The following is a 25,552-nucleotide window of genomic DNA, read 5'->3' on the forward strand; positions in this document are numbered from 1 at the left end:
CTAACACCTAAAGAATCTGTTGTTGCCTAGTAATAGTAGAGCTATTAATAAAGGGCTGTTAAATAAGCAAGTATTTCCTATAAGTGAATTGTAGGGATAACCACAACCGCCTGTATAGCAGCCACAGTTATTTCCAAACCCAAATCCTCCAGGATAACCTCCAAATCCGCACCCTGGATAACCTCCGTAGTAACTATTACAACAGCAATTTCTCCTTCTTGACATGTTTATCACTCCTTCTCTTCTGTATATTACATACTATTCCATCCTATTGATTGTTGTTAATTAATCTCAAATTTAAGTTTTTTTAGAATGTTATACTCATTTACGAGGATATCATATTAGTGTATAATAAGAGTAAGAGGTGATATTATGAGTAGAAATAGATTAGTTGCCCCTAGAAACGTTGTTAATACTAAACAACTTTATATATTTTATATTCTAGGAGAGCTATATAAAGGTAATTCTATATACGGAAATAAGGTTTTAGAGGAGTTTAAAAGCAGATTTGAGAGTTCTTCACTTCCTTTCCCTGTCTCTTCATCAACGGTATATGATACTCTATTCTATTTAGAAGAGATGGGCTATGTTAATTCTACTTGGCTTGGGGATGAGTTTTTAAATAAAAGAAGTAAGAAGATATACTCAATTACCGATGCAGGTATTGAATATTATAAAAAACATATAGCTGACTATATTGATAATCTAAATAAGACTAAGAGCACTTTGGATATTATGATTAATATGATTAAATAAATAGAAATAGTTTATAATCGTACTATGACTTACATTTTGAGGGCAAATCGAAAAAACATCATTAATATTAAATGTATTAATGATGTTTTTATCATATTCTTAGTAGACTAATCACAATCTTTATTACACAATTTTCATAATTCATTAACCATATTGCTCCATATTATAAAAGATTGATTAATTCCTTCCGAAAAACTACCCAATCTAATAACTTCTAATATATTTTCTTTACATTATCCCCTTCTCTGAGCACCAATTAGTGTTTGGTACATATACTATCGAACTGCTACACCATTTCTAAATTCTCTTTTAGGAAAACTAGCACCAGCAATTTTATCCTCAGTAATTACTTTTTCAATTCTATGAATATCATTTTCACTTAAATTCACAGCTATAGAGTTTAGTGAGTCCTTTAGTGTAGTTCGTCTAGAAGCTCCAACTAATGTTATAATATCATTTCCTTTGGATAAAAGCCAAGCAAGAGAAAGTTGTGGTATAGTTATATGTTTTTCATCAGCGATCTTACGCAATTCTTCTACGAGTTTAAGATTATTTTCTATATTTTCTTCAAAAAATAAAGGAATAAAAGAATTGTATGCATGTGGTTTGCTTTTTGACCATGTACCACTAAGCAATCCATGAGCTAGCGCACCAAATGCTACTACCCCAATACCAAGCTCCCTTGCAGTTGGTAGAATTTCTTTTTCTATACTTCTATTAAATAAGGAATATTCCGCCTCTAGAAAGCTTATTGGATGCACAGAATTTGCTCTTCTTAGGATATCGGCATCAACTTGCGTAAGCCCAATATGTCTCACATAGCCAGCCTTAACCAGTTCAGAAATAGCTCCTATTGTTTCTTCTACTGGAATACCCAGATCAATTCGCGCGGGCTCATAAAGGTCAATATAATCTAGATTTAACCTTTTAAGAGTATAAGTAAGATAATTTTTTATTGTTTGAGGTCTTACATCTAAACCATACATTGAACCATTAGGTGCAACTTGCATACCGAACTTTACAGATACAAAAGCTTTATCTCTTTTTTGACCTTTAAGTGCTTCACCAATCACCATTTCACTCTTGCCGGCACCGTAAAAGTCTGCTGTATTTAAATGATTTATTCCAAAATCTAACGCTTCATGAATTGTTGCTATATTTTCAGACTTATTATCATCAGTTATCATCCCTCCACAGCCTAATCCAAGTTTATTTAATTCTAAGTCATTTTTTTTATATTTCATTTTAATTCCTCCTATTTAATTCAAAGGCAATTCTCATCATTCCCGAACTCTATGGGTGCTGTTAAATATCTTTTTTAAAGACCTCATAGTAATAAGCATTTCTTCCTCTGATAATTCTTCTGCTGCTAAATTCACCAAAGCTTGAGTTTCTTTATGAATCTTAGGCATAATCCCTTTAGCTTTTTCTGTTAGATATAACTTATATGCTCTACTATTTCTTTCATGCTGCTCTTTATATACATAGCCTTGCTTTATTAATTTTGAAATAGTCCTTGCTGACATTGCCTTATCATTACCTATTTCTTCGCTCAGTTTATTTTGACTTATACCTTCATTTTTTTCTAAAACAATTAAATATGAACAAGAGCCACTACTTAGTTCATATTCATATAAAACTTTATCCAAATAAATTTGCGTGTTTCTAAAAATCTTACTAATTAGCATTATGAAATGCATGCTTTCTTTTTCCATAAATAAAACCACCTTTATTTTAATTGACTAGTCAACACTTATTTTATTACTTTATAGTTGACCAGTCAACAACTGTTTAAACCAAATTTAGCGATTTTCTTAAAATCATTCAAAAAAGGGTGTTCAAAACAAACAAAAAAGGATAGCTTAAGGTAATAAACCTTAAACCATCCTATATAATTCAATTATTTATACATTATAGTAATCAGAAATTGTACTTAAAATAAATAGTATGTACTCTTTATCGTAGCAACCTTTTTCAATTGATGTAGTTTCATCTAACTGAACTTTTAAATATCCTCTTGGGCCATCATAAATAAGCTCTTTTTTAGCTTTATTATATATTACATCAAAAGTATTGTTATAGTAGTGTGTTCCTGACATACTATCTTTATATCTAAAGAAAACTGTATTATCTAGAGTTTCCTTGTCAGCTTCTTTAAGTATTGCAATTGTTTCTGCATGTGGTATGTATAAATCAATATCTTTGTATTCTTCTAAATTAATTCTTAGGAAAGGTCTATTATCCCATAGAACTCCATATTCATGCTTAGGGTCTCTATTATCTAAGCTTTCTTGTACTTGGTTAAATAATGCATCAAGATCCAATTGTTTTAAGTTCTCTACAAAAATATTGCTGATTTGTGTCTTATATTTATTATAGTTATCGATACGTTTTCCCATAATTTCTCCTCCTAGATCTAATTAATAGCGCATATGTATACTTAAGTCTACTTATATTATAGCACTATTTTCCTAACCTACAATAAATTCTTAAAAAAAATCCTCAAATCCATTATAAGCTGTCGATTTTTTCTGCATCTGACTTTCTAATAGCATATTAGGAAATTAGGCAAGAGTAAAAAACAATATATTTATTTGTAACAAATGAAATAAATATAAATACCTTAATAATAGAATAATCTCTTTTGGAGGAACAATGAAAGGTGAAAAAATTGATTGTATAGATAGTGGGAGTAAATTTTGTCCTTGCCATCTAGCAGAAGCAAATGAATGCTTATTATGTTCCCAATTACACGGGGAATGCTTTTGCGACTGTCTAAACTGGAAAGGAGTATGTATTTATCAAGGATGGATAGCTAACGGCTCTAAACCAAAGGAAGGAAGAAAAACTTACTCATGTAAAATAGAAGACTGGATATTACTTCAAAAGGATCTATTACTTATTAAATTCAAATTACCTGAAGATCTAGCTCTTGATTTAACAACGCCAGGTAGTTTTATTTTTCTAAGAACTGATGATAATTTTTATTTTGATATACCAATTTCTATAATGGAATGTGACACTGATGCTAACACTGCTAGTATATTAATTGAGATAAGAGGTATTAAAACAAAACACCTTATAAATACAAAATCAGTTGAGAATCTAGTAATAAGAGGTCCCTATTGGAATGGAGTCTTTGGGTTAAAAAATATAAAGAATACTACAAATTCTAAATGTTTAATTCTAGCTAGAGGTATTGGAATGGCTCCTATGATTCCAGTAATTAAGGCTCTTAAAAATCAAGGAAATGATCTTGATATTCTTATTGATAAAGCACCATTTGATGATGTATATGTTAATGATATATTATCTAATCTTGGATTATCTTATAACGAAATGTCTTTACTTGATGCTGGAAAGCTATCTGATAAATGTAAAGCCTATATAAAAGATTCCATTGAAAATAATAATATCAAATTAATACATTGTGGAGGTGCAGATATATTAACCTTTAAAGTGATGCAATACTTAGATTCTATAGGTGAAAAAAGTATTAAATTATCCTGTTGTAATAATTCTAAAATGTGTTGCGGAGAAGGAGTATGTGGAAGTTGCACTGCAAGATTTGCTGGTCACAGAGTAAAAAGACTATGTAAAGTTCAAGCAGATCCAAGAGATATTTTTGAAGGGAGAAGATTTATATGAAGGTATTAGTTGTAGGTGGAGGCTGGGCTGGAGTTTCTTCTGCAATCTCAGCTAGAAAAGCAGGTGCAGAGGTACACGTTTTTGAAAAGACTGATTTACTTTTAGGTTTAGGTAATATAGGCGGAATTATGCGTAATAATGGACGTTTTACTGCTGCTGAAGAATTAATTGAACTTGGCTGTGGTGAACTTATGGAAATATGTGATAATAACTCTAAACATAAGAATATAAAGTTCCCAGGACACGAACATGCTTCATTATACGATGTTACATCAATTGAACCTGATGTTAAAAAACTACTATTAGACATGGGAATTAACTTACACCTAATTACACGTGTTACAGATATAGATCAAACTGATAAAAGCATCAAGGGTATACATCTTTCTAGTGGAGAATATATCGAGGGAGATGTTATTATAGAAACCACAGGCTCAACAGGTCCTATGGGTAATTGTCAGCGCTTCGGAAACGGCTGTGCTATGTGTATACTTAGATGTCCCTCATATGGGCCTAGAATATCTATAAGTGAAAGAGCTGGCGTTAAGGATTTTTCTGGAGAAAGAAATGATGATAAATTAGGTGCATTTTCTGGTTCTTGTGAAGTTGCAAAAGATAGTCTTTCAGAAGAGTTAAAAGAAGTTTTAGAAAAAGAAGGAGTTGCAGTATTAAAGGTTCCCCCTGAAGATGTTAATTATGGAAAGCTTGAAGCTAAGGTATGTCAACAATATGCTTTAAAGGAATTTGCTGAAAATATTGTTTTATTAGATACTGGCCATGCAAAATTAATGACAACCTATTATCCACTAGAAAAGCTAAGAAAAATCCCTGGACTTGAAAAAGCAAGATATGTGGATCCTCTTGCTGGTTCTATAGGAAATTCCATAAGATATCTATCAGTTGCTCCTAGAGATAATAATATGAGGGTTATAGGCGTAGATAATTTATTCTGTGCAGGTGAAAAATCTGGTCTTTTTGTAGGACACACTGAAGCTATGTGTACAGGAGCACTTGCAGGCCATAATGCTGTAAGATTAGCTTTGGGTATTCCACTATTAACTCTACCCTCTTCACTATGCATTGGAGATTTAATATCCTATGCTAATGAAAAATCTAAAACTCGTGAAGGTAGAAAAACAAGATATACCTTCGCTGGTTCTGATTATTTTAACAGAATGAAATCATTAAATTTATATAGTACTAATGTTGAAGAGATCAAAAACAGAGTGAGAAAAGTTAATTTAGATAGTGTATTTAATCAAAAACTTATATAAGAATTTTAATGGAACCCTTTTGGGTTCCATTTATTTTCTAAACTTTACTCTTCTTTTTAATTCATAGTTTATTTTGTATATCAATATTTGAATATATAATTACCCTTTTTTATTTTATAATTTTAAAACCATCTCGTATTGTTTAACATTTTGATTAAACCCTAAATTTATTAAGAAACTCTTCATGCTATCGCTCTTACTATCTACATTTAGAATTTTAACACTATCTGATTCTGTAAGTTTCAATAAGTCTATAAGTATGCTCTTTCCAATCCCCTTACTTCTATAAATCTTATCTACTGCTATTTGAGGAATATCTCCTGTATTTTTATCTATGATTCCATAGCCAACAATAGTATCTTCGATGTTTACAATAGAATACATAAAGTTATCTGATACAGCATTAATTGAATCAATAGAATTCTGCCAAGATGGTTTGAAATCCCAAAACTTCATTAACTCTTGCCATATACTTTCAGTGATTATATTTATATGTTCAACCTTATGTGTTTTTATAGATTCATAATTATTTTTATCTAAATTAAAACATTCAAGCTCTCTTAAAATTTCAAATCCTTGTTTTTTATAGATATTAACTGCAGATGTATTTGATTGAATTACTTCGAGTAAATATTGTTCTACTCCCATTTTTTTTAGTAATTCTTTGGCATTCAGAAACATATTACTTGTTATCCCCTGATTTCTATAGTTCTTTATAACACCTGTTCCTGTATCATAGGCAGTTACTTTTCCATTCCATTGTCTAATTGCATTTAAAAGAAATCCAACTAAAATATTATTGTTAAATGCCCCTATTGAAGCTTCTGCAACATAACCTCTTCGCTGGAGCATCTGCTGAAGCTTTAAAAGAGGTAAATCCATTTTTACTTGATAATCTGAAAATGCATCTAAAAATGTATTATGTAATTTTTCAATACTTATATTTTCAATTGTGTTGTAAATAAACATTCTTATTCTCTCCTAACCTAAAGAATTGTATATATATTACTTTGTAGTAATATAAATTTCGGCACTAATTATAACATATTATACTATTTTCTCCACTGATAATTTGCAAATTTTATATTTATAGAATTTTTTCTTCTAGAAACAAAATAAGAAGGAGCACCTCCTCCATCTGAACTTGGTACTCCTCCTTATATTAAATACACTTTATGATATTTTCTTCTAGGCTTATACATCCTGTCCTACAGTTGTTTCCACATTAACATTCACTTCTGTTCTCAAGAGTATAATTAGTGAGATAACCACAACTCCCAAACACACCAAGTTAACATTACGATATCCTGCAAATTGTGCAACCATACCTCCTCCAAGAGTTCCTACAAGTCTTCCTATGGTAGAACCGTTAGAATACATTGTTGCTGACATTCCTGGTGAATTAGGTAGTAATTCTGCAAAATAGCCTAATCCGTTTCCAAATACTACAGCTACAGTTGTTGCCTGAAGTATCTGTGCTGCGATAATCTGCCAAGGTTGTGTAGCTATACTTAATACTCCATAATAGGCTAATGAAACAAAACAACTATAAATCATTAGTTTATGATTTGATATTTTTTTTGCTATAGCTCCTAACGCAAGCATTATTGGAATCTCCAAACCTGCTGAAATACTAGCTACTAGTCCAACGTTTTCAATGGAACCATGAAGACTATTTACAATAAATAGAGGTGTATTGATTCCATTAATAGCATTCAAACCAAATAAAATGGTAAGTGCAATAAATGGCTTCATTATCTTCTTGTTTTTAAATAATGAAGAATCTGCATTATCTTCCCTACTGATGTTATTTTGAACAACATTTCGCTTTTGCAAAAATAGCAATACAACAACCGCAATAATTATAAAGACTGAGACTGTTCCTAAAAATAGTCCCTTATATCCAATACCATTGAAAATCAATGCTCCTACTAAAGGCCCTATTAAAAATCCAAGAGAGAAAAGTGAGCGTAATGCAGACATTGCAAAGGTCTTATTATCAGACTTACTTTCATTTGCAGATTCTTGTGCGTAAGCGAAGATTTGAGGCATTGAGGCTGCCCCTAATCCATTAAATAGAGTTACAGCTATGATTAGTATAAAGAAATTATGAAACAATATAAAAGATGTATATCCAATAGCCGATGAAATCATAGATAAAATAATGACTCTTTTTCTATCCATTCCGCTATCTGAACGTTTAGCAATAATGGAATTCACAATAACTCCACTTATTGAACTAAACGCCATAAAAATACCAAATGATCCTGCGCTCATTCCAAGTTCTTCTGTGCAATATAACGACAAATATGGCATTGTAACAGAGACTCCTATACCCATCAATAGCATACAAATGGTAAGTAACATATATCCTTGGATTCCAAACAAATTTTTTGATTTTTTAAACAATTCCCATTCCCCCTTAAGTAAACATAAAACTTTCTATTTTAATTTTATAACCTTTTTGTTGTAACTAATTTGATTCCAGAATTCATTTCCTCAATTGTAATATACATTACTCCAGCAATATAATCCTTTAGAGGATCCTCTACATGCATAATTTCCGGTCTAATATTTTCCGGTATATATCGAGAACAATAACTTTCAATTAACTCAAGATTATTAAGCTCAAAGCCTTCTCCTCCAATAACAACATACTCAGGATTTATTATACAGTTTATATTGGCAATCGCCGTAGCAATGGTATCAGCATATTCTTCATCTGTATGCTCTCCCCAAGCAACTTCGTAAAGGGTTTTACCATTACCAAGTTGAAGAAAAGCAACTTCTCCAGCGTAATGAGAAAAACCTCTTACAAGCATGCCATTTGTAATAATACCTGCCCCTATTCCAGTGGTAGTGAAATTAATATAAACCATGTTTAAAGCATGTGAAGTTGTAAGTTCAGCTTCTTTTAGCCTATTATGAGCAAACCCTGTAGCAATTGCATTAAGATCATTTTCCATTATAATTGGTAGGTTATACTTATCTTCAAGATGAGCTTTAACATTAAAGCTATGCCATTCCTTAAGTTTCTCCCCAGTAAATAGCATTCCATTATCTACAGCTGAAGGTACCCCTATACCAATACATTTTATTGAATTGAATCTTGCAATCAAGGAATCAATAAGTTCTTCTACAGCTTCAGTATATCTAGGTTCTTCAATCTCAACCCTGCTCTCTTCAAATATCTCTCCAGTGGCGTTGCCTACTGCATAATTGATATATTTTTCTTCCACACAAAGAGCAACCACAAGAGAATAATTAACATTTATAGTATACCGCTCCGCTCTTCGTCCCCCGCTTGATTCATCATATCCTTGATTTAAAACTTCACCTTCAGCTACAAGTGAGCTTAGTATAAGCCCAACCGTTGTGAGACTTATACCAGTTTCTTTAGCCAGTTCCGCCTTAGTTGCCGAACCTAACTCCTTTAAGGTATTTTTTATCAAATCGCTATTTAATCTTTTTAAAATATTAGGTCTTCCTGAAATCTCCCTCATTTTGTTCCTCCAGAATACAAAAAAACTTATTACACAACCTTTATAAAGTTTATGTAATAAGTTTATCATAGTACCATTTCGTATACAATATGTAATAAATTTCTATATTAATATAAAAGTATATAGGAAATCATGCTGCTTCTTATATATGTATCGTATATCAAACAATATCATATAAATTTACATCTTTACTTCGTATCAAAGCTGGAACACTCAGTTTCAGTATATATATGAGCCTCAGTTCCCTCAACTTTTATCGAGTCTAAATTGCAAAGTTTGTTTTCATTATGATTACAACTTACAACATTGCAGGTAAGAGCATCACATGGTCCAAAAGCATTAGTATTATTAGTTAAATCGCTGTATTCATATCTATTTAAGAATGAACCACATACAGTTCCGCTCTCAGTGGATGCAGTAACACCTCCAATATCAACTCTGTTTGAATAACAAACTCCAGTTTTATTATGTGAACAACTTGTAACACTACAATTAATTTTTTGCACAAAGATACACTCCTTTATATAAATTTAAGAATATTTTTATTTGCTGAAGTATCTGTCAAGCAAGCCTTTAAAAGCTCTCCCATGTCTTGCTTCATCTTTACACATTTCATGAACTGTATCATGGATTGCATCTAGATTATTTTGTTTAGCTATTGTAGCAAGCTTCTTTTTACCTTCACAGGCACCATATTCAGCCTCAACTCTGGCTGATAAATTAGCTTTAGTATCTGGGACCACAACTTCACCTAGAAGTTCAGCAAACTTAGAAGCATGTTCTGCTTCCTCCCATGCAATTCTCTTATAAGCTTCTGCTACTTCAGGATAACCTTCACGATCAGCTTGGCGAGACATTGCCAAATACATTCCTACTTCTGTGCATTCACCCATGAAATTAGCTCTTAATCCTTCTAGTAATTCATTGTCACAGCCATCTGCAACACCAATTCTATGCTCATCAGCAAAATTTAATTCATCAGTCATCTCTTTAAATTTGTCAGAACTAGCTTTACAAATAGGGCAGATTTCTGGTGGAGTGTCCCCTTCATGGACATAACCACATACAGTACAAATAAATCTTTTCATTCAAAATTCCTCCATAACAGTAATTAGTTATAGGGTTTTTTATAGGAAACTTAATTTATTCTTGTTTGAAAATGTCGGCTTCTAGACATTTTCAGGCATGAATAAGTTATTAGTTAAACTTAAAACCCTAAATTATAGGTATATAAAACCTTGATTACTATTATCTCCTATTAAACAAAAACTATTTATTATATAAAATTTTAAGTGAAATCTTTTGGTTTCTCAGTATTTTTACAAATTAAAAAGAGCCCTAAGGCTCATATTTACAGTTAGGATAAAACCTTATAGCTCCAGCTAGGCTAAATAACTTTATTTCTGTTTTCTTAACATAGTCTTCTTTTAAAATTTTATGCATTAGTATTGCTTGGTGTATATCAGACGGTACTTCACTTGCAATATTAATTAATTTTTTCATCTCTGGATCTAATTTATATTTCTTAAGTTCTCCATAAAAAAACCTTCTATTGTATTTTATTATATCCATTAGTTTTTCATAATTAGAACCTTTAAATCCATCAGATAGAGAATATCTTATACTGATTAAATCCATAACCACCTCATTTAATAGCTTTTGCATCTCTATATCTTTATCTATTTTCCTGAAATAATCAGTTAGTATTAATCCTGAAATAAGCCCTGTTGATATTCCGATTATCATATTACCTCTTTGATTTCGAATAAACTCCCACACGCTATAGTTATGTTTAGTAATCATAGAACCCACTAATACTGCTACAAGAAATAATGACATTAAGACAAAAACATTAACCTCAACTTTTTTCTCAACCATTTTAGTTAATTTCTTAATTATCCTATTAAACATTCATTCACCCCATTCTCTCATACTAATTTACCCATCAAAAGTAAATCAACTTTAATTTCATTGGTACGAAAAATTGAAGCTTTCTTTATTTAATAACTCATCTTATTTATATTAGCATTTCTTTAGCTATAGACATTTTTCTAGAAAAAAATAAAGCTAGGGAATTCCTAGCTAAGATAATGCACTAATAAAATCCTCGTTGCTTAATTACTCCTACGATAAAAAAGAATGCCCAACCTGGAGTAAAGGATGAAAGTAACTCTATTAAAGTATTAGAATCTCGACTATTTGATAATTGCAGTATGGTAACCATTAATTTACTAAAATACCCACTGAGATATGGAATAGTGATACTGTTATCTTGAAGAGTAACAAATATTGCTAACAGAAAAACTGTCAAAACGATACCTTGAATAAAGCTTGAAAATATCAATGAAAGAAAAGACTTTTTTGTTTTACTCTTGATAAAAATCCATCTTATAAACGATAATACCCCAAATACAAATACAACAATAAAACTATATGAAAATATAACATCCACACTAATAGATGGATCTGGCATAATATCTTTATTTAGTTTTTTCTCTAAAATATATAGGAAAAAAATAGTAAGTATTGATAGGATTAAAGATACTGATGTATAACTTGGTAAAGACCTTTTAGATTGGATTTCATTCCTCATATATTTACTATTAGCTTTTTTAATATTTTCACAATCTATTGAATTAGTTTGCTTCATACTATTAGTATTTTCTGAATTTGAAGAATCATCAAATGGGTTAATAAATGGCTCATCATATTGGTAGTTATAATATGTTTGACTTTGTGAATTATCTTCTGATACTTCATTACTATTCGCAGTATAATCTTTTTGAAAGTAGTTATTTTGTTCTTCTTGTCTTTGATCATTGTAGTTTATGCGATCACGCAATACATCATCATTATTCTTTTCACTATCGCTAACATACCCTAAATATTCACCATTTCTTCCGTATAGTGTATTCCCTTCTACATATGATCCTCCATCTCCATACACATATTTTCTACTCAAAAAATTTCCTCCAATACTTATTTAATTCTATTTATAATTATGAATTAACATTCAAAATTGATAATAATATTTAATATAAAAAAGCTAGGAACTTTCCTAGCTTTTTTTACTTTCTTATCACTGATATAATTATATAAATTAGTATTAAGGATATAAATAAATCCTCTGCTCCACCAGTTTTAAATAATTTAAGTCCTTGATAATTTTTTCTGAAAGGATATAATAATGGAACCCCTCTTTTGGTTAGGGAATCTAATACTATATGTGATAAATAATTAACTCCCCAAAGTAAACCTAACTGTTTATTAAATGTATATAGTAAATAGGAACTACCTACTAATGCAATTAGTGAATGAGTTAAGGTTCTATGCTTCATTCCAAGATATATATCCCAATCTGGTGCTATGGATCCTACTAATGCTAATGGAGCTATTAGCATGTTATCTTTTGTAATAAAAGTTATTGTAGTGGCAATCCCCATAGCTAAATGTGTTTTCTTTAGCATGTTTGATTTACCTCTTATTTCGCAATTTTCTCTTATAAATTATAGCATCTATTAAAACTATTGCAATAACTACTATTTTTCTTTAATTAAAAAAGTTCTTAACTATAATCATACACATGCTTCTTCAAAATCAGAATTCAATATATGTTCTGGAAAGATTTCTTCAGCAACAAAGTCTGTTGTAGGTACAGTTTCATCCACTTCTTCTAAGCTGACATTATCTAACCAAATTTGACCTTTTCCGGTTAATAACACTCCAATGTTAAGAATTTCTGCACCAGAAGGTACATCTAATACACAAGAATAGAGATTCCACCCTGTTGTTCCACTAATCCCTCTACTTTGCATGTTATCAAATTTCAACAGTTCTCCTTGCTTTCCATCTATACGAAACCATAATCCGCACCATTTTTCTACGTCTTTAGTTTTTACAAAACCTTTAAAGCACATTCTTTTGCCATGATAACTTTTCGCACTAACTTGCTGCATAATGGTACCAAATTCTTGGTCATAAATATCATCAGATACAGAATAAATCGTTGCTGATTTTGAACCCATATGAAAAGTTTCCGAATCAATGCATGCCACATATTTTTCTGGAGCACCTCCAGTAACAATCCAATTTTTAATTTCATTTTGCTTATCCATAAATAATCCTCCTATAATTAAGTTTTTATTGATTGAACGATATTTACCTGGAGGTAATTGATATATACTTTTAAATGCTCTTGTAAATGCTTCCTGCGATTCAAAGCAAAGTGTTTGAGCAATTTCTAAAATTGAAAATTCAGTAGTTCTTAAAAAAGATGCTGCATGAGAAAGTCTTCTTTTTCTAATATATTCGTATAAAGAAGTTCCAACTTCCTTTTGAAATACTCTAATAAAATAATATTTTGAATATCCAACTTCGCTAGAAATTTCGTCTATAGTTAGCTCTTTGTATAAATTTAATTCTATATACTCCAAAGCTTTCTGCACTATATCACTATGTATCATCTACCCCACCTCCTATTTAAGTAAATTATAACATGTATTTCCTTTCCATTTTTGATCATTCTTGCTCTCTTAATTCAATCTTTTCTGAATTTTTATTATAATTACTTAATCATTGTTGGTCTTAAAAAAGAATAGGACATTTTTCAGCAAATCGTTTCACTGAAAAATGTCCTATTAATATTTCTGTAAAATCTATCCTTAAAGCAGATTTATTTCGCAATTTTTCTCTTATAAATTATAGCAGCAATTATTGCAATTGAAAGAATTACGACAATAGTTATAGGTAAAATATAATTTTTCTTTACTATACCATCAGTAGTGTATGTAAGAGTTATTTTTGTATTTTGATCTATTTGTCCTAATTTATATTTCCATATAGCTGTATAATCTCCTGATTTATCTGTAGCATTACTACTTACTATTCTTCCTGGAACAGTTATTTGATTAGTAATTTCTACGTTTTTAACATAGTTAATTAAGGTTGCATCATAAGCACTACTTCCACCAGTTTGATTTATTGCATCATCTACAAGCGAGCTATTAACACTAAGATTTATTGTAACTTGGTTTTCTGTAACACCTTTTGCTTCATTAACGCTTAAAGTAGCATATTTTTTATCTGCAAGTAACTTATTTACATCATTTAAATTATTAAACTTAATGCTAACTTCCTCAACATTATTATTATCTTTTACATACTTAGATGTTTCAAATCCAAGTTTTTTCATCTCATCAACATTAATGAAATCTCTACCAAGAAGTCTGGCTACAACATTATCATATAATACTTGAAACTTGAAATCTCCTGAACCATCTTTATTTATATTAGTAAATGAATTCAACTTTACAGTTCCGCAGCCTACTAAAAACAAGGATAATATTAATATTGTTATTATCGAAAATCTCTTTTTCATATCTAACACACCTCTATAATTTAATAATTATAGTATTTACTGTGCACTGGGAAAAATTCATTAATAAGATAACCTTCATATATATAATGCATTAAAGAATTTACATGTCACTTCAACTCTTAGAAGTTTCAACTAAGTGTTTTACCATGAGATGTAATATGATTTTTAATTATATATAAAAAAAGATGACTTCTACTAAAAAATAGAAATCATCTCTCTTAAGTCTATAAAATTCTACACTTCAAAAATCCAACCTTCTGGTGCTTTAACATCACCTATTTGAATCCCATATAGTGTATCATATAATTTCTTAGTTATTGGACCTACTTCAGTTTCGCTATAGAATACATGAAGTTTATCTTTATATTCTATACCACCTATTGGAGTTATAACTGCTGCTGTACCACAAGCGCCAGCTTCCTTAAACTCGTCTAGGTTTTCAACAAAAACATCTCTTTCTTCTGTTTCTAATCCTAGATATTCTTTTGCTACATGTAGTAATGAATACTTAGTTATACTTGGAAGTATTGAAGGTGATATAGGAGTTACAAATTTATTATCCTTTGTAATTCCAAAGAAGTTAGCTGAACCAACCTCTTCTATTTTTGTATGAGTTGCAGGATCTAAATATACACAATCTGCATATCCTTTCTTCGCAGCTATCTCATGAGGCATTAAACTTGAAGCGTAATTCCCTCCAACTTTTTCTCCTCCAGTTCCATAAGGAGCTGCTCTATCATAATCTGCAATCATAAAATTTACTGGAGTCATTCCTCCTTTAAAATATGGACCAACTGGTAAACAGAAAATACAGAATAAGTATTCTGGAGCTGGTTTAACACCTACATTATCTCCTACACCAATTACAAAAGGTCTTATATATAAAGTTGCTCCAGTCCCATAAGGTGGAACATAAGCTTCATTTGCCTTTACAACTTGCTTTACAGCATCAATAAACTTTTCTACTGGTACTTCAGGCATAAGTAATCTTCTACAACTTCTATTCATTCTTTTTGCATTTTCATCAGCTCTAAAAAGTTGAATTTTACCGTCTTTAGTTTTGTATGCTTTTAGCCCTTCAAAGCATTGTTGTCCATAGTGTAGTGCAGTAGAAGCTTCACTAATTTTTAGCATATTATCTTCCACTAAGTTTCCTTCATCCCATTTTCCGTTTTTCCAAGTAGAAATATAACGGAAGTCAGTTTTCATGTAAGCGAACCCCAAGTTCTGCCAATCAATATTTACTTCTTTCAAAATAAATTACCCCCTGTCTTATAGTTTAAATAATATTGAAGCCTAGTGAGTACATTTAAATTCATTTATTAAATGCATTCAGCAAACTTAACTTACTTACCATTCTACAACAAAAATCTAAATATTTATACTTATAGAAGTAACTTTTTGAAATTTTTTTCCTATGCAGACAGGTTTTATAGGGTTTTTTATAGAAAACTTAACTCATTCTTGTTTGAAAATGTCGGCCTCTGGACATTTTCAGGCATGAATGAGTTATTAGTTGAACTTAAAACCATATATGTATATTTTTGTTTTAATATTTAACTAACTAAATCATTAAAACTATCTTTTTTAAAGTTCCTATTTGAATATAGGTTCTTTCTATAAATCTCCTTACCATCCTTTTTACTTTTTATCCTAACAAAGCCAATATAGTCACCTTTTGAAATATTTTCTTTTGGCTTTATAAAATAAATTTCAGAATCAATTCCTTCCTTTGGTACTTCCATTGAAACCTCAGGCAAATTTAATAATCCAGAGGTTATTAGTTTTTCACTTGGTATACTTATTTTAAATAAATCTTTGCATTCGCTATAATTAGCTTTCACATATTGATAAATTTCATTAGTTTCGTTCCATCTATTTGGACAGTTTAGTACTACGATAATTATATCTCTGTCTTCATATCTCACTGAAGAAACTAAGCATTTCCCTGCTCCACCAGTATAACCAGTCTTTACACCATTTGCTTCAGGTATAAGTAATAAAATCTTATTTATATTAACGTAATCTCTAGTAAAGTTATATTTATCTTTCTTAATTTCTTTAGTTCCAACAATTTCTCTAAATACCTCATTTTCCATAGCCTTTCTTGTAGCTAATGCTAAGTCATATGCTGTAGAATAATGATTTTCAGTATCTAATCCATGCGGAGAATTAAATGAACTATTAATTAGCCCAATATTTCTACTACATTCATTCATATAAATATAGAAGTTATCTAAGGTTCCTCCAATATGCTCTGCTATAGCAATTGCTGCATCATTTCCTGATCTATACATAAGCCCATAAAGCAATTCTCTAAGTGTAATTTGTTCTCCTGCTCTATATCCAACAGTTGAGCCTTTAATATTAGCAGCACTTTTACTTATCACTACCTTTTCATCAAGCTTTCCTCTATTTATTGCTACTAGGGAAGTTATGATTTTAGTTGTACTAGCCATAGGTACTATACTTTGTGCATTTTTTTCATATAATACAGCCCCACTTTTACCATCAATAGCTACTGCTGCTCTTGCATCTATTCTCATTACTTTTTCTTTTATAGTAGGTTTAACTTTTGCAAATACGTTTTGCTGTATAACTAATATAAATATTAATATAAATGAACCTATTTTATACTTCATATAATCACCCCATTTATATTTTGCATATAAAACAAATTTTAATTCATTCGTTATATGTATAATTATGGAACAATTGGTTAAAATAATTATTAAATCCTAGGTGGTGAATTATATGTTTTATGCCCTTTTTACTTTATTTCTAATTATAATATTATTTCCTATTCCAATTAAATTTAGAGTTGAAATTGATGAATTTAAGATTAAAGTCTTTCTATATAAAAAACTAATTTTGGATAAGGATATTTTTTCATTAATAAAAAAAGAAAAACCAAAAGCAAATGAAAAGAAGAAAGAAACAAGAAAATATAAACTAGATTATATAAATATAGTTAATTCGTTAAAAAAATCGACCTATAAACCTATATTAAAATATAGACTCCAAATAGATTATGATTTATCAGATGCTTATCCAACTGCAATATTAAATGGATTAATTACACCACTAGCATATGTAATTCATGGTCAATTAATTAGGTTTTTAAACGTTACAAATTACAAAATTAAAATAACACCTAAATTTAATAATAGTTTCTATTTATATTTTTCATTAAAAGGAATAATTTATGTAAATTTAGTTAAAATAACTATTATTGGTTTTAAAATTTTGAAAAATATTAAAAAGGAGGTGTCCCCTTTAAGGGAAGCATATGGACAATAGTCATCCAATTGAAAACTTAATGAGATGTACCATGGAAAATCTAATTCAAATGATAGATGTTAATACAGTAATAGGTGATACAGTTCAAACTAACGATGGTAGCTTCATAATACCTATATCAAAAGTAAGCTTTGGTTTTGCTTCTGGTGGAAGTGAATTTGGTGCTGAAAAAACTAATAAAGCTACAAACTCAGATTTTCCATTTGGTGGAGGTTCAGGTGCTGGAGTATCTGTTAAACCTGTAGCATTTTTGGTCTTAAGAGATAATTCTATTAGACTCTTACCTGTAGATGTAAATAATACTTATGATAGAATCGTAGATACAATTCCTCAAATTATTGAAATTATAAAAGAAAGTATGAACAAACAACCAAAAAGCAATTGTTATTCAAGTGAAACTCCTAAAAATGAATAAAATAAGAGCATCATAAATTAATTTTTATGATGCTCTTATATATGGTTTTTTATAGGAAACTTAACATATTCTTGTACGAGTTCATGCATGAATATATTATTAGTTGAACTTAAAACCCTATATTTACTCCATAGTTTCAAATTCTTCTTTAATTTCTTCTTCTTCCTCATCTGCTGCTACAAAAAGATCTATAGATGGCATTTCCTTTAAATCTTGTAGTCCAAAAGCTCTTAAAAATTCTTCAGTTGTTCCATATAAAATCGGTCTTCCTGGAACATCTAATCTTCCTACTTCTTTTATTAAGTTTCTCTCCTGAAGCTTTTGAAGTGCCGAATCACTCTTTACACCTCTTATATCATCAATATCGATTCTTGTGATTGGTTGCTTATATGCAATTATAGCTAAACTTTCTAAAGAAGCTTGAGATAAAGATTGCCTGATATTTTTCTTTAATAATTTTTGTATGTAATCACTATATTGAGGCTTAGTTACAAATTGATACGCATTTTGGATAGATATTAGTTTAATGCCTCTTACTTCATCTTCAAATTCCTTCTCCATTTCCTTAAGTAGAAGTTCACATTCATCTAAGCTGCATTCAATTATATTTGCAATATCTCTCGCTGGTAATGGCTCTCCAGCAGTGAATAATAATGCCTCAATAATAGACTTTAAAGTTTCTTTTTTGGAAACCTGCTTAAATTCAAACTGATTTATGTCAATACTACTCATTATCTATTCTCCTTTTAATAAGAATTTCACCAAAACTGCCTGTCTGGTATACATTTACAACCTTTTCCTTAATCAACTCAAGTAGTGCTAGAAATATAACTACTGTTTCCATTTTACATTCACTTGAACTTATTAGCTCATCAAAGGAATATGTTTTCCCTTCTAGTATGTAATTTCTTAAATCTGTCATTTTATCTTCCATTCTATATCTATCAAGTTGAACGGTTTTACTCATATTTGAGTCTGAAACATCATTTTTTCTATTTCTTACTCTTTCCATTAGTTCATTATATATTTTATATAAGCTTAGCATCGTAACATTTTTAAGAAGATCTTCATTTGATACGTCTGACTTTTCTTCAGGAATAATCTCAGGTTTCTTCGAAAAAACTATCCCTGTATATAAGCTTTTTTCCCGTAAGTACTCAGCTGCTGCTTTAAACTTTCTATATTGAACAAGCTTTTCAACTAAAGATAATTTAGGATCTTGATCGTCTTCATTTTCATCCTTTGCTTTAGGAAGAAGCATTTTTGATTTTATCTCTATCAAGGTAGCAGCAATAACTATGAATTCCGAAGTTATTTCTAAGTCCATCTCCTTCATACTTTGCAAATGCTCTAAGTATTGATTAGTTATTTCAAAAATCTTTATATTATATATGTCCATCTTATTTTTCCTAATAAGATGAAGCAATAAATCAAAAGGACCCTCAAAGTCCGCAATTTTTACTTTTAAAGCTTCCATTAAATATCTCTCCTAAATTATTTATGACCAATTTATATAATACCATCTCATTAGTTATTTAACAATTATGAATGTAATTTAATGGCACTAAACATAAATCTTTTACTCACTTATAATTTCTTTAATTCTTTCTACTGTTTCACTTACAGTAAGATTACTTGTATCAATCTTAATTGTATCCATATCATTATATAGTTTAAGACGGTCTAAGCTTCTATTTATGCAGTCTTCATCTCTTAAGTTATTTTCTACATCCTTCCCTATCCTCTTTCTTAAACCTTCTTCTGAACACATAAGTGTAATTTTATAAACTTCATATTCTATATTATCGAGACTTTTTAAAATACTTTCAAATATTTCCTCTAAGTGAATTACCCAATTAAAAACTATATACTCTATGGAAGAATTATTTAGAAAACTATTAAGTAAATAGTTTATATTTTTCTGTACCATTTCGATATTTTCCTCATTAGCTACAAATGGATTCATCATCCAACACCAATCACCATCAAGCCATACTGAATTTTCAAGACTTTTATACAATTCTCTACAGGTAGTAGTTTTGCCTATACCCATTGCACCGTTTATTATTATTAATTTTTTCATATATCTTACCCTCCATAATCAATTACCCAAAATTAATTATATCATATTATCTATATTCCTTGAGTAACTCTTGTTAATTAGTTAAAATGGATTGTATAGGTTTTTTGATAGGAAACTTAACTTATACTTACATAAATAAGTTAATAGTTGAACTTAAAACCCTATGTATAAGTTTCAAAAGGAGACATAAAAATGAGTGATATTGTTCTTGAAAGAGATATGTATATCCCTGTCAGAGATTTTTTTATAAGTAAAGGATATGAAGTAAGAAGTGAAGTTAATAATTGTGATGTTTGCGCCATGAAGGGTGATGAGCTCATTATAATAGAGCTAAAGAAAAATTTAAGCGTTGATCTTTTAGTTCAAGGCGCAAAGAGGCAAAAGACAGCTGATCTTGTATATATAGCTATTCCAAAGCCTAAAAAACGTACAAGCTTCTCTAAATGGAGAGATATCTGTCATTTAATTAAAAGATTAGAACTTGGTTTAATATTAGTTTCAAGCAGAAAAACCATTGAAATAGCTATTCATCCCGAAGCTTTTGATAGAGATAAAAGTATTAGACAAAATAAAAGAAAACGTGATAAGCTTATAAAAGAATTCAATGGCAGACATTTAGATATGAATGTAGGAGGAAGCACTGGAGAAAAACTTATGACTTCCTATAAAGAAGATGCTTTATATATTGCCTGCTGTTTACATATGTTTGGTCCGCTGTCTGCAGCTAAGTTAAAAAAACTTGGTGCTGATGCTAAAAAAACCTACTCCATAGTTTATAATAATCACTATGGATGGTTTGAAAAGATTGAAAAGGGAGTATATTCTCTTACAGATGAAGGGGTTAAGGCCCTAACTACATATAAAGAAATTATAGAAATATTAAAAACTAATATTCAAAATTTCAATGGATAGAATTTTATAATGCTATCCATTTACTTTAATTAGATTTATTTCATTATTAAAAAGGGGGATTATGATGAAATTAATAACGTTATTTTCTGATAAAAAGTTTTTTAAAGAAACTATTAAATTAGCATTACCTATAGCTACCCAAAACTTTATATTATCCTCACTAAATCTTTTCGATAATATAATAATCGGTGGATTAGGTGAAGTTGCTATTGCTAGTGTTGGCCTTGCAAATCAATTCTTTTTCTTATTAAATTTAGTTTTATTTGGAGTAGTAAGCGGTGCTTCTATATTTACAGCTCAATATTGGGGTAAGAAAGATACAACCAACATAAAAAGAGTTCTTGGGTTATGTCTAATTACTGCAATAATTGCATCCGCTATCTTTACACTTTTCGCACTCATTATGCCAAATACAATTTTAAGCATTTTCTCAAATGACCCAGAAGTTATAAATATGGGTGGAAATTATCTTAGAATAATTTCATTAAGTTATATATTTACTGCTATTTCCTTTGCCTATTCTGTTACTTTAAGAAGTATTGGTCATGTAAAAGCTCCAATGATCGTAAGTGTAATTGCTCTTGGCATAAACACCGTGTTAAATTTCGCCTTAGTATATGGTGTTGGAAGCTATAAAGGAATGGGCGTTTATGGATCAGCCATTGCTACACTAATAGCAAGATTACTTGAATTTGCCATGATGCTATTTATAGTATATAAACTTAAAACACCAGTAGCTGCTTCCATAAAAGAACTATCTGATTTATCTCTTGAGTTTATTAAAAAGTTCTTTAAAATTACTATACCTGTTATATTAAATGAAAGCCTATGGGCATTAGGCGTAACTGTTTACTCTGTAATATATGCTCATATGGGAACTTCAGTAATAGCAGCAACTAATATAGTAAGTACAATTGATAGACTTGCAATGGTAATTTTCTTTGGCTTTGGAAATGCAGCTGCAATTATGATTGGTAATAAAATCGGGGAAAAAGATGAAAAGAGTGCATTTTTATATGCTAATAGATTTATTATAATAAATCCTCTTCTAGGTATATTAATGGGTGTCTTAATATATATAGGTGCACCTTCAATACTTTTTGCTTATAATGTATCTGCCGAAGTTCATAATTATTCAAATTCCATGTTACATGTTTTAGGAATCTTTTTATGCTTTAAGGTATTTAATTATACAAATGTTGTTGGAATCTTAAGAAGTGGTGGAGATACAAAGTATTGTCTCTTCTTAGACATAGGTGGTATGTGGTTAGTAGGAGTTCCTTTAGTCGCCTTAACTGGACTATACTTTCACCTTCCTATAGAAAAAGTTTATATATTTGTATTCATGGAGGAGATTGCTAAATTTATAGTAGGACTTCCTAGAATTGCTTCTAAGAAATGGATAAATAATCTTGTTGTTCATTAATTAAATAAAAGCAGGTACTTCAAATTTGTTTTGAAATACCTGCTTTTAAATATTATTAAATTTAATCTTCCATTTTATCTTAATTGTTAAAACTCCATCGTATAAAATAGCTTCCACTTCATGTCCTAACTGTTCTAATAAAGCTTTAGTAATACATAAACCTAATCCTGAATTTTTTTCACTCCTAGCTAAATCTGCTGTAAAAAATCTATCAAATATATGAGTGACATTTTCCTCATTTAAATTCGGAGCATCATTTTTAAATTCTGTTATAATATAGTTATTTTCTTGTCTTAGGTTTATATCTACTCTATTCTTTCCATGCTCTAAAACATTATTAATTAGGTTAGAAAATATCCTTATTACTGCTTTCTCATCAGAAATAATTCTAGGAACATTTTCTTCAATATTAACATTTGGTTCGATGTTTTTATTAATAAAATCCTCATAAAATAATGCCAGAGTTTCACATAGCATATCTCCTAGGCTAACTGACTTTAAATCAAATTTATACTCTTTACCCTCAATTCTAGATAAATCATAAAAACTTGTAATTAGGCTTTGAAGAGTTCCTGTTCTTCTTTCTACTATCTCTAAATACCGGTCCTTTTCTTCTTTAGATATATTACCATCTTTTATTAATTGTATATATCCCATTATAGAAGTTAAAGGAGTTCTTAAATCATGTGATAAGTTAGCTATACTTTCTCTAAGCTTTTCTTCATCACTTTTAATTTTCACATTTATCTTTTGTTGAATTTCATATAGATTATTTATATTTACAACAAGGTTTTCAACGTCCTTATCTAAGCCTGTCATTCTAACATTAGAGTATTCACCTTTACTTTTACTAACTTGCTTTGTGATATACCTAATATCATACTTTAGCCTAAAAATATAAGAGAGCAAAATGATTACAAATATTATCAATATAGCTGTTATCCAAATCATTTTACCCTCTCCTTTCAAAATTATCTTATCTAATATCTTGCTTTTTAAATATCATTATACCACTTAATGTAGCAATTAATATAGTGATTATAGCTACTATTATTGCCTTAGTGAAATCTCCACTAGTAGCATGGGTAGATGTTATTACTGCCCAGTTATATGCTGGTGTTATTTCATAAAGTCTATCAAACCAATTATATTTCCCATAGAAATTTGATATTATAGTTGGAACTACTGTAAATAAAACTATACCAATCCCTATTGTTGTTCCATTACTCTTTGCCAAAGTTGCTATTAGCATTATTAATGAAGATACAGAGGTTCCTACTATTAAGGCTGCAATAAATGTCTTTAAGACTTCTATTATTCCTACACCGCTTCCCCATCCATACATAATTCCTGCTCCTATGGATGCAATGCTAACCATTATTCCAAGTAGCACTCCAACTGCTATAGCTATTGCAATAAGCTTTGATAGATAATAATGTTCTCTCTTTTTACCATAAGCTAATATATTCTTTATGGTTCCAGACGAATATTCTCCTGCAACTACCGCCCCAATTAATATAGACATTATTACTTCTATTGCTCCTACTCCGTAAGATGCATAATATATCTCCCCTCCCTTTGGATGAAAAATATCCTTAGCTGCTATATGAAATCCTGTTCCACCACCAGGCTGAACTATGGATGCATCGTCATTATTTGTACTTTGTAGCTGATTCATTAATTGCTCTTGTTGTGCTTCTGGCATCCCCTTTAAACTACTTTTAATGAAATCTTCTGAAGATAAAAGTTTGGAAATTCCAAGTAACATAACTGCTAGGAGTATCATGATAACGCATAAAACCTTAATTACTCTTGTTTTGTAAACTTTATATATTTCTGCCTTTATTAGTCTAGTCATTCCTAACACCCCCTATAGTATTAATAAAATATTCTTCTAGGTTTTGGCCTTTTAGTCCAATTTTATCTACTATAATGCCATTTACTGATAGGAGTGTATTTATCTTACCTACAAAGTCTAAATGACTATATACCTTAACAAGGTTATTTGGATATACCATATAATCTGTGATATCAAATTCTTTTTCAAGTAAAACAACACTCTTCTTAGGATCACTTACTTGAATTTCAATATATTGCTTACACTTTTCTCTTAAGTCTTTAGCTGAAATTTCTTCTATTAAATTTCCCTTATCAATTATTCCATAATGAGTTGCTAGCTCGGAAAGCTCACTTAGTATATGACTAGATATTAAAATAGTTACATCCTTTTCTTTATTTACTTTCTTTAATAATTCACGAATTTCTACAATACTAACTGGATCTAAACCATTTATTGGCTCATCAAGAATAAGAAACTTTGGATTTCCAAGTAGGGCATTTGCAATTCCAAGCCTCTGCTTCATTCCTAATGAAAAATTCTTGAACTTTTTCTTTCCAGCATCCTTCAATCCAACATGCTCTAATACTTCATCAATTGATTCTTTCCCTGCAATATTTCTAACTAATCTTGATACTTCGAGGTTTTCTCTTGCAGTCATATTAGGATAAAAGGCTGGGCTTTCAACTAAACTTCCTGTAATCTTTCTTGCTTCTTCTATATTATTATCTGAGGCTTCTGGTAAAAGCTCCACTTCTCCACTTGTTTTATGAATAAGTCCAGTAATTAATCTAATTAAAGTGGTCTTTCCTGCACCATTTTGTCCAATAAATCCATATATTTGTCCTTTTTCAATAGTCATATTAACATTATTTAATGCATATTGATCTCCATATCTCTTTGTGAGATTATGGGTCTTTAAAACTACTTCATTCATAAACTTACTCCTCCTTTTCTTTAGTTATATTATTAAATACATTTTATAATATAAGCTTAATTAAATATTAAGAAAGTATTAAGT

29 protein-coding genes are annotated in these 25,552 nt (G+C 30.0%); 7 read left to right on the forward strand and 22 right to left on the reverse strand.

Annotated elements, in window-relative coordinates:
- Positions 1 to 225: a hypothetical protein gene (locus L1S47_RS06545; protein WP_238882665.1), complete on the reverse strand. Its 225-nt coding sequence runs from the start codon at positions 223 to 225 to the stop codon at positions 1 to 3.
- A 147-nt stretch (positions 226 to 372) separates the two neighbouring features.
- Between L1S47_RS06545 and L1S47_RS06550 the strand changes: the two genes are divergently transcribed.
- Positions 373 to 756 (forward strand): PadR family transcriptional regulator, encoded by a 384-nt coding sequence (locus tag L1S47_RS06550; RefSeq protein WP_238882667.1) that lies wholly within the window; start codon positions 373 to 375, stop codon positions 754 to 756.
- 275 nt (positions 757 to 1,031) lie between these two features.
- Here L1S47_RS06550 and L1S47_RS06555 read toward each other — a convergent pair whose 3' ends face one another.
- From L1S47_RS06555 to L1S47_RS06565, 3 genes are all read right to left on the reverse strand, one after another.
- Positions 1,032 to 2,000, reverse strand: a complete 969-nt coding sequence (locus L1S47_RS06555) for an aldo/keto reductase (protein ID WP_238882668.1) — start codon at positions 1,998 to 2,000, stop codon at positions 1,032 to 1,034.
- Positions 2,001 to 2,036: 36 nt separating this feature from the next.
- Positions 2,037 to 2,471, reverse strand: a complete 435-nt coding sequence (locus L1S47_RS06560) for a MarR family winged helix-turn-helix transcriptional regulator (protein ID WP_238882669.1) — start codon at positions 2,469 to 2,471, stop codon at positions 2,037 to 2,039.
- Positions 2,472 to 2,660: 189 nt separating this feature from the next.
- The gene (locus tag L1S47_RS06565; protein WP_238882671.1) at positions 2,661 to 3,155 is read right to left on the reverse strand and encodes a hypothetical protein; all 495 of its coding nucleotides are present in this window, start codon (positions 3,153 to 3,155) and stop codon (positions 2,661 to 2,663) included.
- A 256-nt stretch (positions 3,156 to 3,411) separates the two neighbouring features.
- Here L1S47_RS06565 and L1S47_RS06570 point away from each other — a divergent pair, with 256 nt between their 5' ends.
- Positions 3,412 to 4,404, forward strand: coding sequence for a sulfide/dihydroorotate dehydrogenase-like FAD/NAD-binding protein (locus L1S47_RS06570; RefSeq protein WP_238882672.1), 993 nt, complete (start codon positions 3,412 to 3,414; stop codon positions 4,402 to 4,404).
- Entirely contained in the window at positions 4,401 to 5,678 is a 1,278-nt protein-coding gene (locus L1S47_RS06575) for an FAD-dependent oxidoreductase (protein WP_238882674.1), read from the forward strand. Before L1S47_RS06570 ends, L1S47_RS06575 begins: the two co-directional genes overlap by 4 nt.
- Before the next feature lie 114 nt (positions 5,679 to 5,792).
- Here L1S47_RS06575 and L1S47_RS06580 read toward each other — a convergent pair whose 3' ends face one another.
- The 12 genes from L1S47_RS06580 to L1S47_RS06635 all read right to left on the reverse strand — a co-directional run bounded on the left by L1S47_RS06580 (position 5,793) and on the right by L1S47_RS06635 (position 17,200).
- On the reverse strand, positions 5,793 to 6,647 hold the full coding sequence (locus tag L1S47_RS06580; protein ID WP_238882675.1) for a GNAT family N-acetyltransferase: 855 nt from the start codon (positions 6,645 to 6,647) through the stop codon (positions 5,793 to 5,795).
- A gap of 225 nt (positions 6,648 to 6,872) precedes the next feature.
- Entirely contained in the window at positions 6,873 to 8,087 is a 1,215-nt protein-coding gene (locus L1S47_RS06585; protein WP_238882677.1) for a sugar efflux transporter, read from the reverse strand.
- A 44-nt stretch (positions 8,088 to 8,131) separates the two neighbouring features.
- Entirely contained in the window at positions 8,132 to 9,181 is a 1,050-nt protein-coding gene (locus tag L1S47_RS06590) for an ROK family protein (RefSeq protein ID WP_238882678.1), read from the reverse strand.
- 188 nt (positions 9,182 to 9,369) lie between these two features.
- Positions 9,370 to 9,687 (reverse strand): DUF1540 domain-containing protein, encoded by a 318-nt coding sequence (locus tag L1S47_RS06595; RefSeq protein ID WP_238882680.1) that lies wholly within the window; start codon positions 9,685 to 9,687, stop codon positions 9,370 to 9,372.
- 36 nt (positions 9,688 to 9,723) lie between these two features.
- On the reverse strand, positions 9,724 to 10,269 hold the full coding sequence (locus L1S47_RS06600; RefSeq protein ID WP_238882682.1) for an NADH peroxidase: 546 nt from the start codon (positions 10,267 to 10,269) through the stop codon (positions 9,724 to 9,726).
- Between the two features lie 250 nt (positions 10,270 to 10,519).
- Positions 10,520 to 11,092, reverse strand: a complete 573-nt coding sequence (locus tag L1S47_RS06605; protein ID WP_238882684.1) for a hypothetical protein — start codon at positions 11,090 to 11,092, stop codon at positions 10,520 to 10,522.
- Positions 11,093 to 11,276: 184 nt separating this feature from the next.
- Positions 11,277 to 12,143 (reverse strand): hypothetical protein, encoded by an 867-nt coding sequence (locus tag L1S47_RS06610; protein ID WP_238882686.1) that lies wholly within the window; start codon positions 12,141 to 12,143, stop codon positions 11,277 to 11,279.
- Between the two features lie 106 nt (positions 12,144 to 12,249).
- The gene (locus L1S47_RS06615; protein WP_238882688.1) at positions 12,250 to 12,648 is read right to left on the reverse strand and encodes a metal-dependent hydrolase; all 399 of its coding nucleotides are present in this window, start codon (positions 12,646 to 12,648) and stop codon (positions 12,250 to 12,252) included.
- Positions 12,649 to 12,756: 108 nt separating this feature from the next.
- Positions 12,757 to 13,644, reverse strand: coding sequence for a helix-turn-helix transcriptional regulator (locus L1S47_RS06620; RefSeq protein WP_238882689.1), 888 nt, complete (start codon positions 13,642 to 13,644; stop codon positions 12,757 to 12,759).
- A gap of 209 nt (positions 13,645 to 13,853) precedes the next feature.
- Complete coding sequence (locus L1S47_RS06625) at positions 13,854 to 14,558, reverse strand: hypothetical protein (RefSeq protein ID WP_238882691.1); 705 nt, start codon at positions 14,556 to 14,558, stop codon at positions 13,854 to 13,856.
- 234 nt (positions 14,559 to 14,792) lie between these two features.
- Entirely contained in the window at positions 14,793 to 15,815 is a 1,023-nt protein-coding gene (locus L1S47_RS06630) for a branched-chain amino acid aminotransferase (RefSeq protein WP_238882827.1), read from the reverse strand.
- 299 nt (positions 15,816 to 16,114) lie between these two features.
- Positions 16,115 to 17,200, reverse strand: coding sequence for a D-alanyl-D-alanine carboxypeptidase family protein (locus L1S47_RS06635; RefSeq protein WP_238882692.1), 1,086 nt, complete (start codon positions 17,198 to 17,200; stop codon positions 16,115 to 16,117).
- 112 nt (positions 17,201 to 17,312) lie between these two features.
- Here L1S47_RS06635 and L1S47_RS06640 point away from each other — a divergent pair, with 112 nt between their 5' ends.
- Together L1S47_RS06640 and ytfJ are read left to right on the forward strand one after the other, a co-directional pair.
- The gene (locus L1S47_RS06640) at positions 17,313 to 17,858 is read left to right on the forward strand and encodes a DUF2953 domain-containing protein (RefSeq protein ID WP_238882694.1); all 546 of its coding nucleotides are present in this window, start codon (positions 17,313 to 17,315) and stop codon (positions 17,856 to 17,858) included.
- Positions 17,848 to 18,273: a GerW family sporulation protein gene (ytfJ, locus tag L1S47_RS06645; protein ID WP_238882695.1), complete on the forward strand. Its 426-nt coding sequence runs from the start codon at positions 17,848 to 17,850 to the stop codon at positions 18,271 to 18,273. The genes L1S47_RS06640 and ytfJ overlap by 11 nt, the downstream gene beginning before the upstream one ends.
- A gap of 123 nt (positions 18,274 to 18,396) precedes the next feature.
- Here ytfJ and scpB read toward each other — a convergent pair whose 3' ends face one another.
- From scpB to L1S47_RS06660, 3 genes are all read right to left on the reverse strand, one after another.
- Positions 18,397 to 19,005: an SMC-Scp complex subunit ScpB gene (gene scpB / locus L1S47_RS06650; protein ID WP_238882697.1), complete on the reverse strand. Its 609-nt coding sequence runs from the start codon at positions 19,003 to 19,005 to the stop codon at positions 18,397 to 18,399.
- A complete protein-coding gene (locus tag L1S47_RS06655) occupies positions 18,998 to 19,750 on the reverse strand; it encodes a segregation/condensation protein A (protein ID WP_238882698.1) in 753 nt (250 codons plus the stop codon). The genes scpB and L1S47_RS06655 overlap by 8 nt, the downstream gene beginning before the upstream one ends.
- A gap of 102 nt (positions 19,751 to 19,852) precedes the next feature.
- Positions 19,853 to 20,356, reverse strand: coding sequence for an AAA family ATPase (locus L1S47_RS06660; protein ID WP_238882700.1), 504 nt, complete (start codon positions 20,354 to 20,356; stop codon positions 19,853 to 19,855).
- A gap of 192 nt (positions 20,357 to 20,548) precedes the next feature.
- On the opposite strand from L1S47_RS06660, the gene L1S47_RS06665 reads away from it, so the two are divergent.
- Entirely contained in the window at positions 20,549 to 21,268 is a 720-nt protein-coding gene (locus L1S47_RS06665) for a DUF2161 domain-containing phosphodiesterase (protein ID WP_238882702.1), read from the forward strand.
- A gap of 64 nt (positions 21,269 to 21,332) precedes the next feature.
- Complete coding sequence (locus L1S47_RS06670) at positions 21,333 to 22,694, forward strand: MATE family efflux transporter (protein WP_238882704.1); 1,362 nt, start codon at positions 21,333 to 21,335, stop codon at positions 22,692 to 22,694.
- A 45-nt stretch (positions 22,695 to 22,739) separates the two neighbouring features.
- Here the strand turns inward: L1S47_RS06670 and L1S47_RS06675 are convergent, their stop codons facing one another.
- The 3 genes from L1S47_RS06675 to L1S47_RS06685 are packed head-to-tail and all read right to left on the reverse strand — an operon-like array spanning position 22,740 to position 25,468.
- Entirely contained in the window at positions 22,740 to 23,645 is a 906-nt protein-coding gene (locus tag L1S47_RS06675; protein WP_238882705.1) for a sensor histidine kinase KdpD, read from the reverse strand.
- Between the two features lie 25 nt (positions 23,646 to 23,670).
- Complete coding sequence (locus L1S47_RS06680) at positions 23,671 to 24,552, reverse strand: ABC transporter permease subunit (protein WP_238882706.1); 882 nt, start codon at positions 24,550 to 24,552, stop codon at positions 23,671 to 23,673.
- Complete coding sequence (locus L1S47_RS06685) at positions 24,545 to 25,468, reverse strand: ABC transporter ATP-binding protein (RefSeq protein WP_238882708.1); 924 nt, start codon at positions 25,466 to 25,468, stop codon at positions 24,545 to 24,547. The genes L1S47_RS06680 and L1S47_RS06685 overlap by 8 nt, the downstream gene beginning before the upstream one ends.
- Positions 25,469 to 25,552 lie beyond the last annotated feature (84 nt).

The organism is Clostridium sp. YIM B02551 (assembly GCF_022324735.1).
Taxonomy (GTDB): domain Bacteria; phylum Bacillota; class Clostridia; order Clostridiales; family Clostridiaceae; genus Clostridium_T; species Clostridium_T paridis.

What these genes read in the sequence shown, in the direction of transcription:
- L1S47_RS06545 (WP_238882665.1), bottom strand. Translation starts at nt 225, where the DNA reads ATGTCAAGAAGGAGAAATTGCTGTTGTAATAGTTACTACGGAGGTTAT.
- L1S47_RS06550 (WP_238882667.1), top strand. Translation starts at nt 373, where the DNA reads ATGAGTAGAAATAGATTAGTTGCCCCTAGAAACGTTGTTAATACTAAA.
- L1S47_RS06555 (WP_238882668.1), bottom strand. Translation starts at nt 2,000, where the DNA reads ATGAAATATAAAAAAAATGACTTAGAATTAAATAAACTTGGATTAGGC.
- L1S47_RS06560 (WP_238882669.1), bottom strand. Translation starts at nt 2,471, where the DNA reads ATGGAAAAAGAAAGCATGCATTTCATAATGCTAATTAGTAAGATTTTT.
- L1S47_RS06565 (WP_238882671.1), bottom strand. Translation starts at nt 3,155, where the DNA reads ATGGGAAAACGTATCGATAACTATAATAAATATAAGACACAAATCAGC.
- L1S47_RS06570 (WP_238882672.1), top strand. Translation starts at nt 3,412, where the DNA reads ATGAAAGGTGAAAAAATTGATTGTATAGATAGTGGGAGTAAATTTTGT.
- L1S47_RS06575 (WP_238882674.1), top strand. Translation starts at nt 4,401, where the DNA reads ATGAAGGTATTAGTTGTAGGTGGAGGCTGGGCTGGAGTTTCTTCTGCA.
- L1S47_RS06580 (WP_238882675.1), bottom strand. Translation starts at nt 6,647, where the DNA reads ATGTTTATTTACAACACAATTGAAAATATAAGTATTGAAAAATTACAT.
- L1S47_RS06590 (WP_238882678.1), bottom strand. Translation starts at nt 9,181, where the DNA reads ATGAGGGAGATTTCAGGAAGACCTAATATTTTAAAAAGATTAAATAGC.
- L1S47_RS06600 (WP_238882682.1), bottom strand. Translation starts at nt 10,269, where the DNA reads ATGAAAAGATTTATTTGTACTGTATGTGGTTATGTCCATGAAGGGGAC.
- L1S47_RS06605 (WP_238882684.1), bottom strand. Translation starts at nt 11,092, where the DNA reads ATGTTTAATAGGATAATTAAGAAATTAACTAAAATGGTTGAGAAAAAA.
- L1S47_RS06615 (WP_238882688.1), bottom strand. Translation starts at nt 12,648, where the DNA reads ATGCTAAAGAAAACACATTTAGCTATGGGGATTGCCACTACAATAACT.
- L1S47_RS06620 (WP_238882689.1), bottom strand. Translation starts at nt 13,644, where the DNA reads ATGATACATAGTGATATAGTGCAGAAAGCTTTGGAGTATATAGAATTA.
- L1S47_RS06625 (WP_238882691.1), bottom strand. Translation starts at nt 14,558, where the DNA reads ATGAAAAAGAGATTTTCGATAATAACAATATTAATATTATCCTTGTTT.
- L1S47_RS06635 (WP_238882692.1), bottom strand. Translation starts at nt 17,200, where the DNA reads ATGAAGTATAAAATAGGTTCATTTATATTAATATTTATATTAGTTATA.
- L1S47_RS06640 (WP_238882694.1), top strand. Translation starts at nt 17,313, where the DNA reads ATGTTTTATGCCCTTTTTACTTTATTTCTAATTATAATATTATTTCCT.
- ytfJ (WP_238882695.1), top strand. Translation starts at nt 17,848, where the DNA reads ATGGACAATAGTCATCCAATTGAAAACTTAATGAGATGTACCATGGAA.
- scpB (WP_238882697.1), bottom strand. Translation starts at nt 19,005, where the DNA reads ATGAGTAGTATTGACATAAATCAGTTTGAATTTAAGCAGGTTTCCAAA.
- L1S47_RS06655 (WP_238882698.1), bottom strand. Translation starts at nt 19,750, where the DNA reads ATGGAAGCTTTAAAAGTAAAAATTGCGGACTTTGAGGGTCCTTTTGAT.
- L1S47_RS06660 (WP_238882700.1), bottom strand. Translation starts at nt 20,356, where the DNA reads ATGAAAAAATTAATAATAATAAACGGTGCAATGGGTATAGGCAAAACT.
- L1S47_RS06665 (WP_238882702.1), top strand. Translation starts at nt 20,549, where the DNA reads ATGAGTGATATTGTTCTTGAAAGAGATATGTATATCCCTGTCAGAGAT.
- L1S47_RS06670 (WP_238882704.1), top strand. Translation starts at nt 21,333, where the DNA reads ATGAAATTAATAACGTTATTTTCTGATAAAAAGTTTTTTAAAGAAACT.
- L1S47_RS06675 (WP_238882705.1), bottom strand. Translation starts at nt 23,645, where the DNA reads ATGATTTGGATAACAGCTATATTGATAATATTTGTAATCATTTTGCTC.
- L1S47_RS06680 (WP_238882706.1), bottom strand. Translation starts at nt 24,552, where the DNA reads ATGACTAGACTAATAAAGGCAGAAATATATAAAGTTTACAAAACAAGA.
- L1S47_RS06685 (WP_238882708.1), bottom strand. Translation starts at nt 25,468, where the DNA reads ATGAATGAAGTAGTTTTAAAGACCCATAATCTCACAAAGAGATATGGA.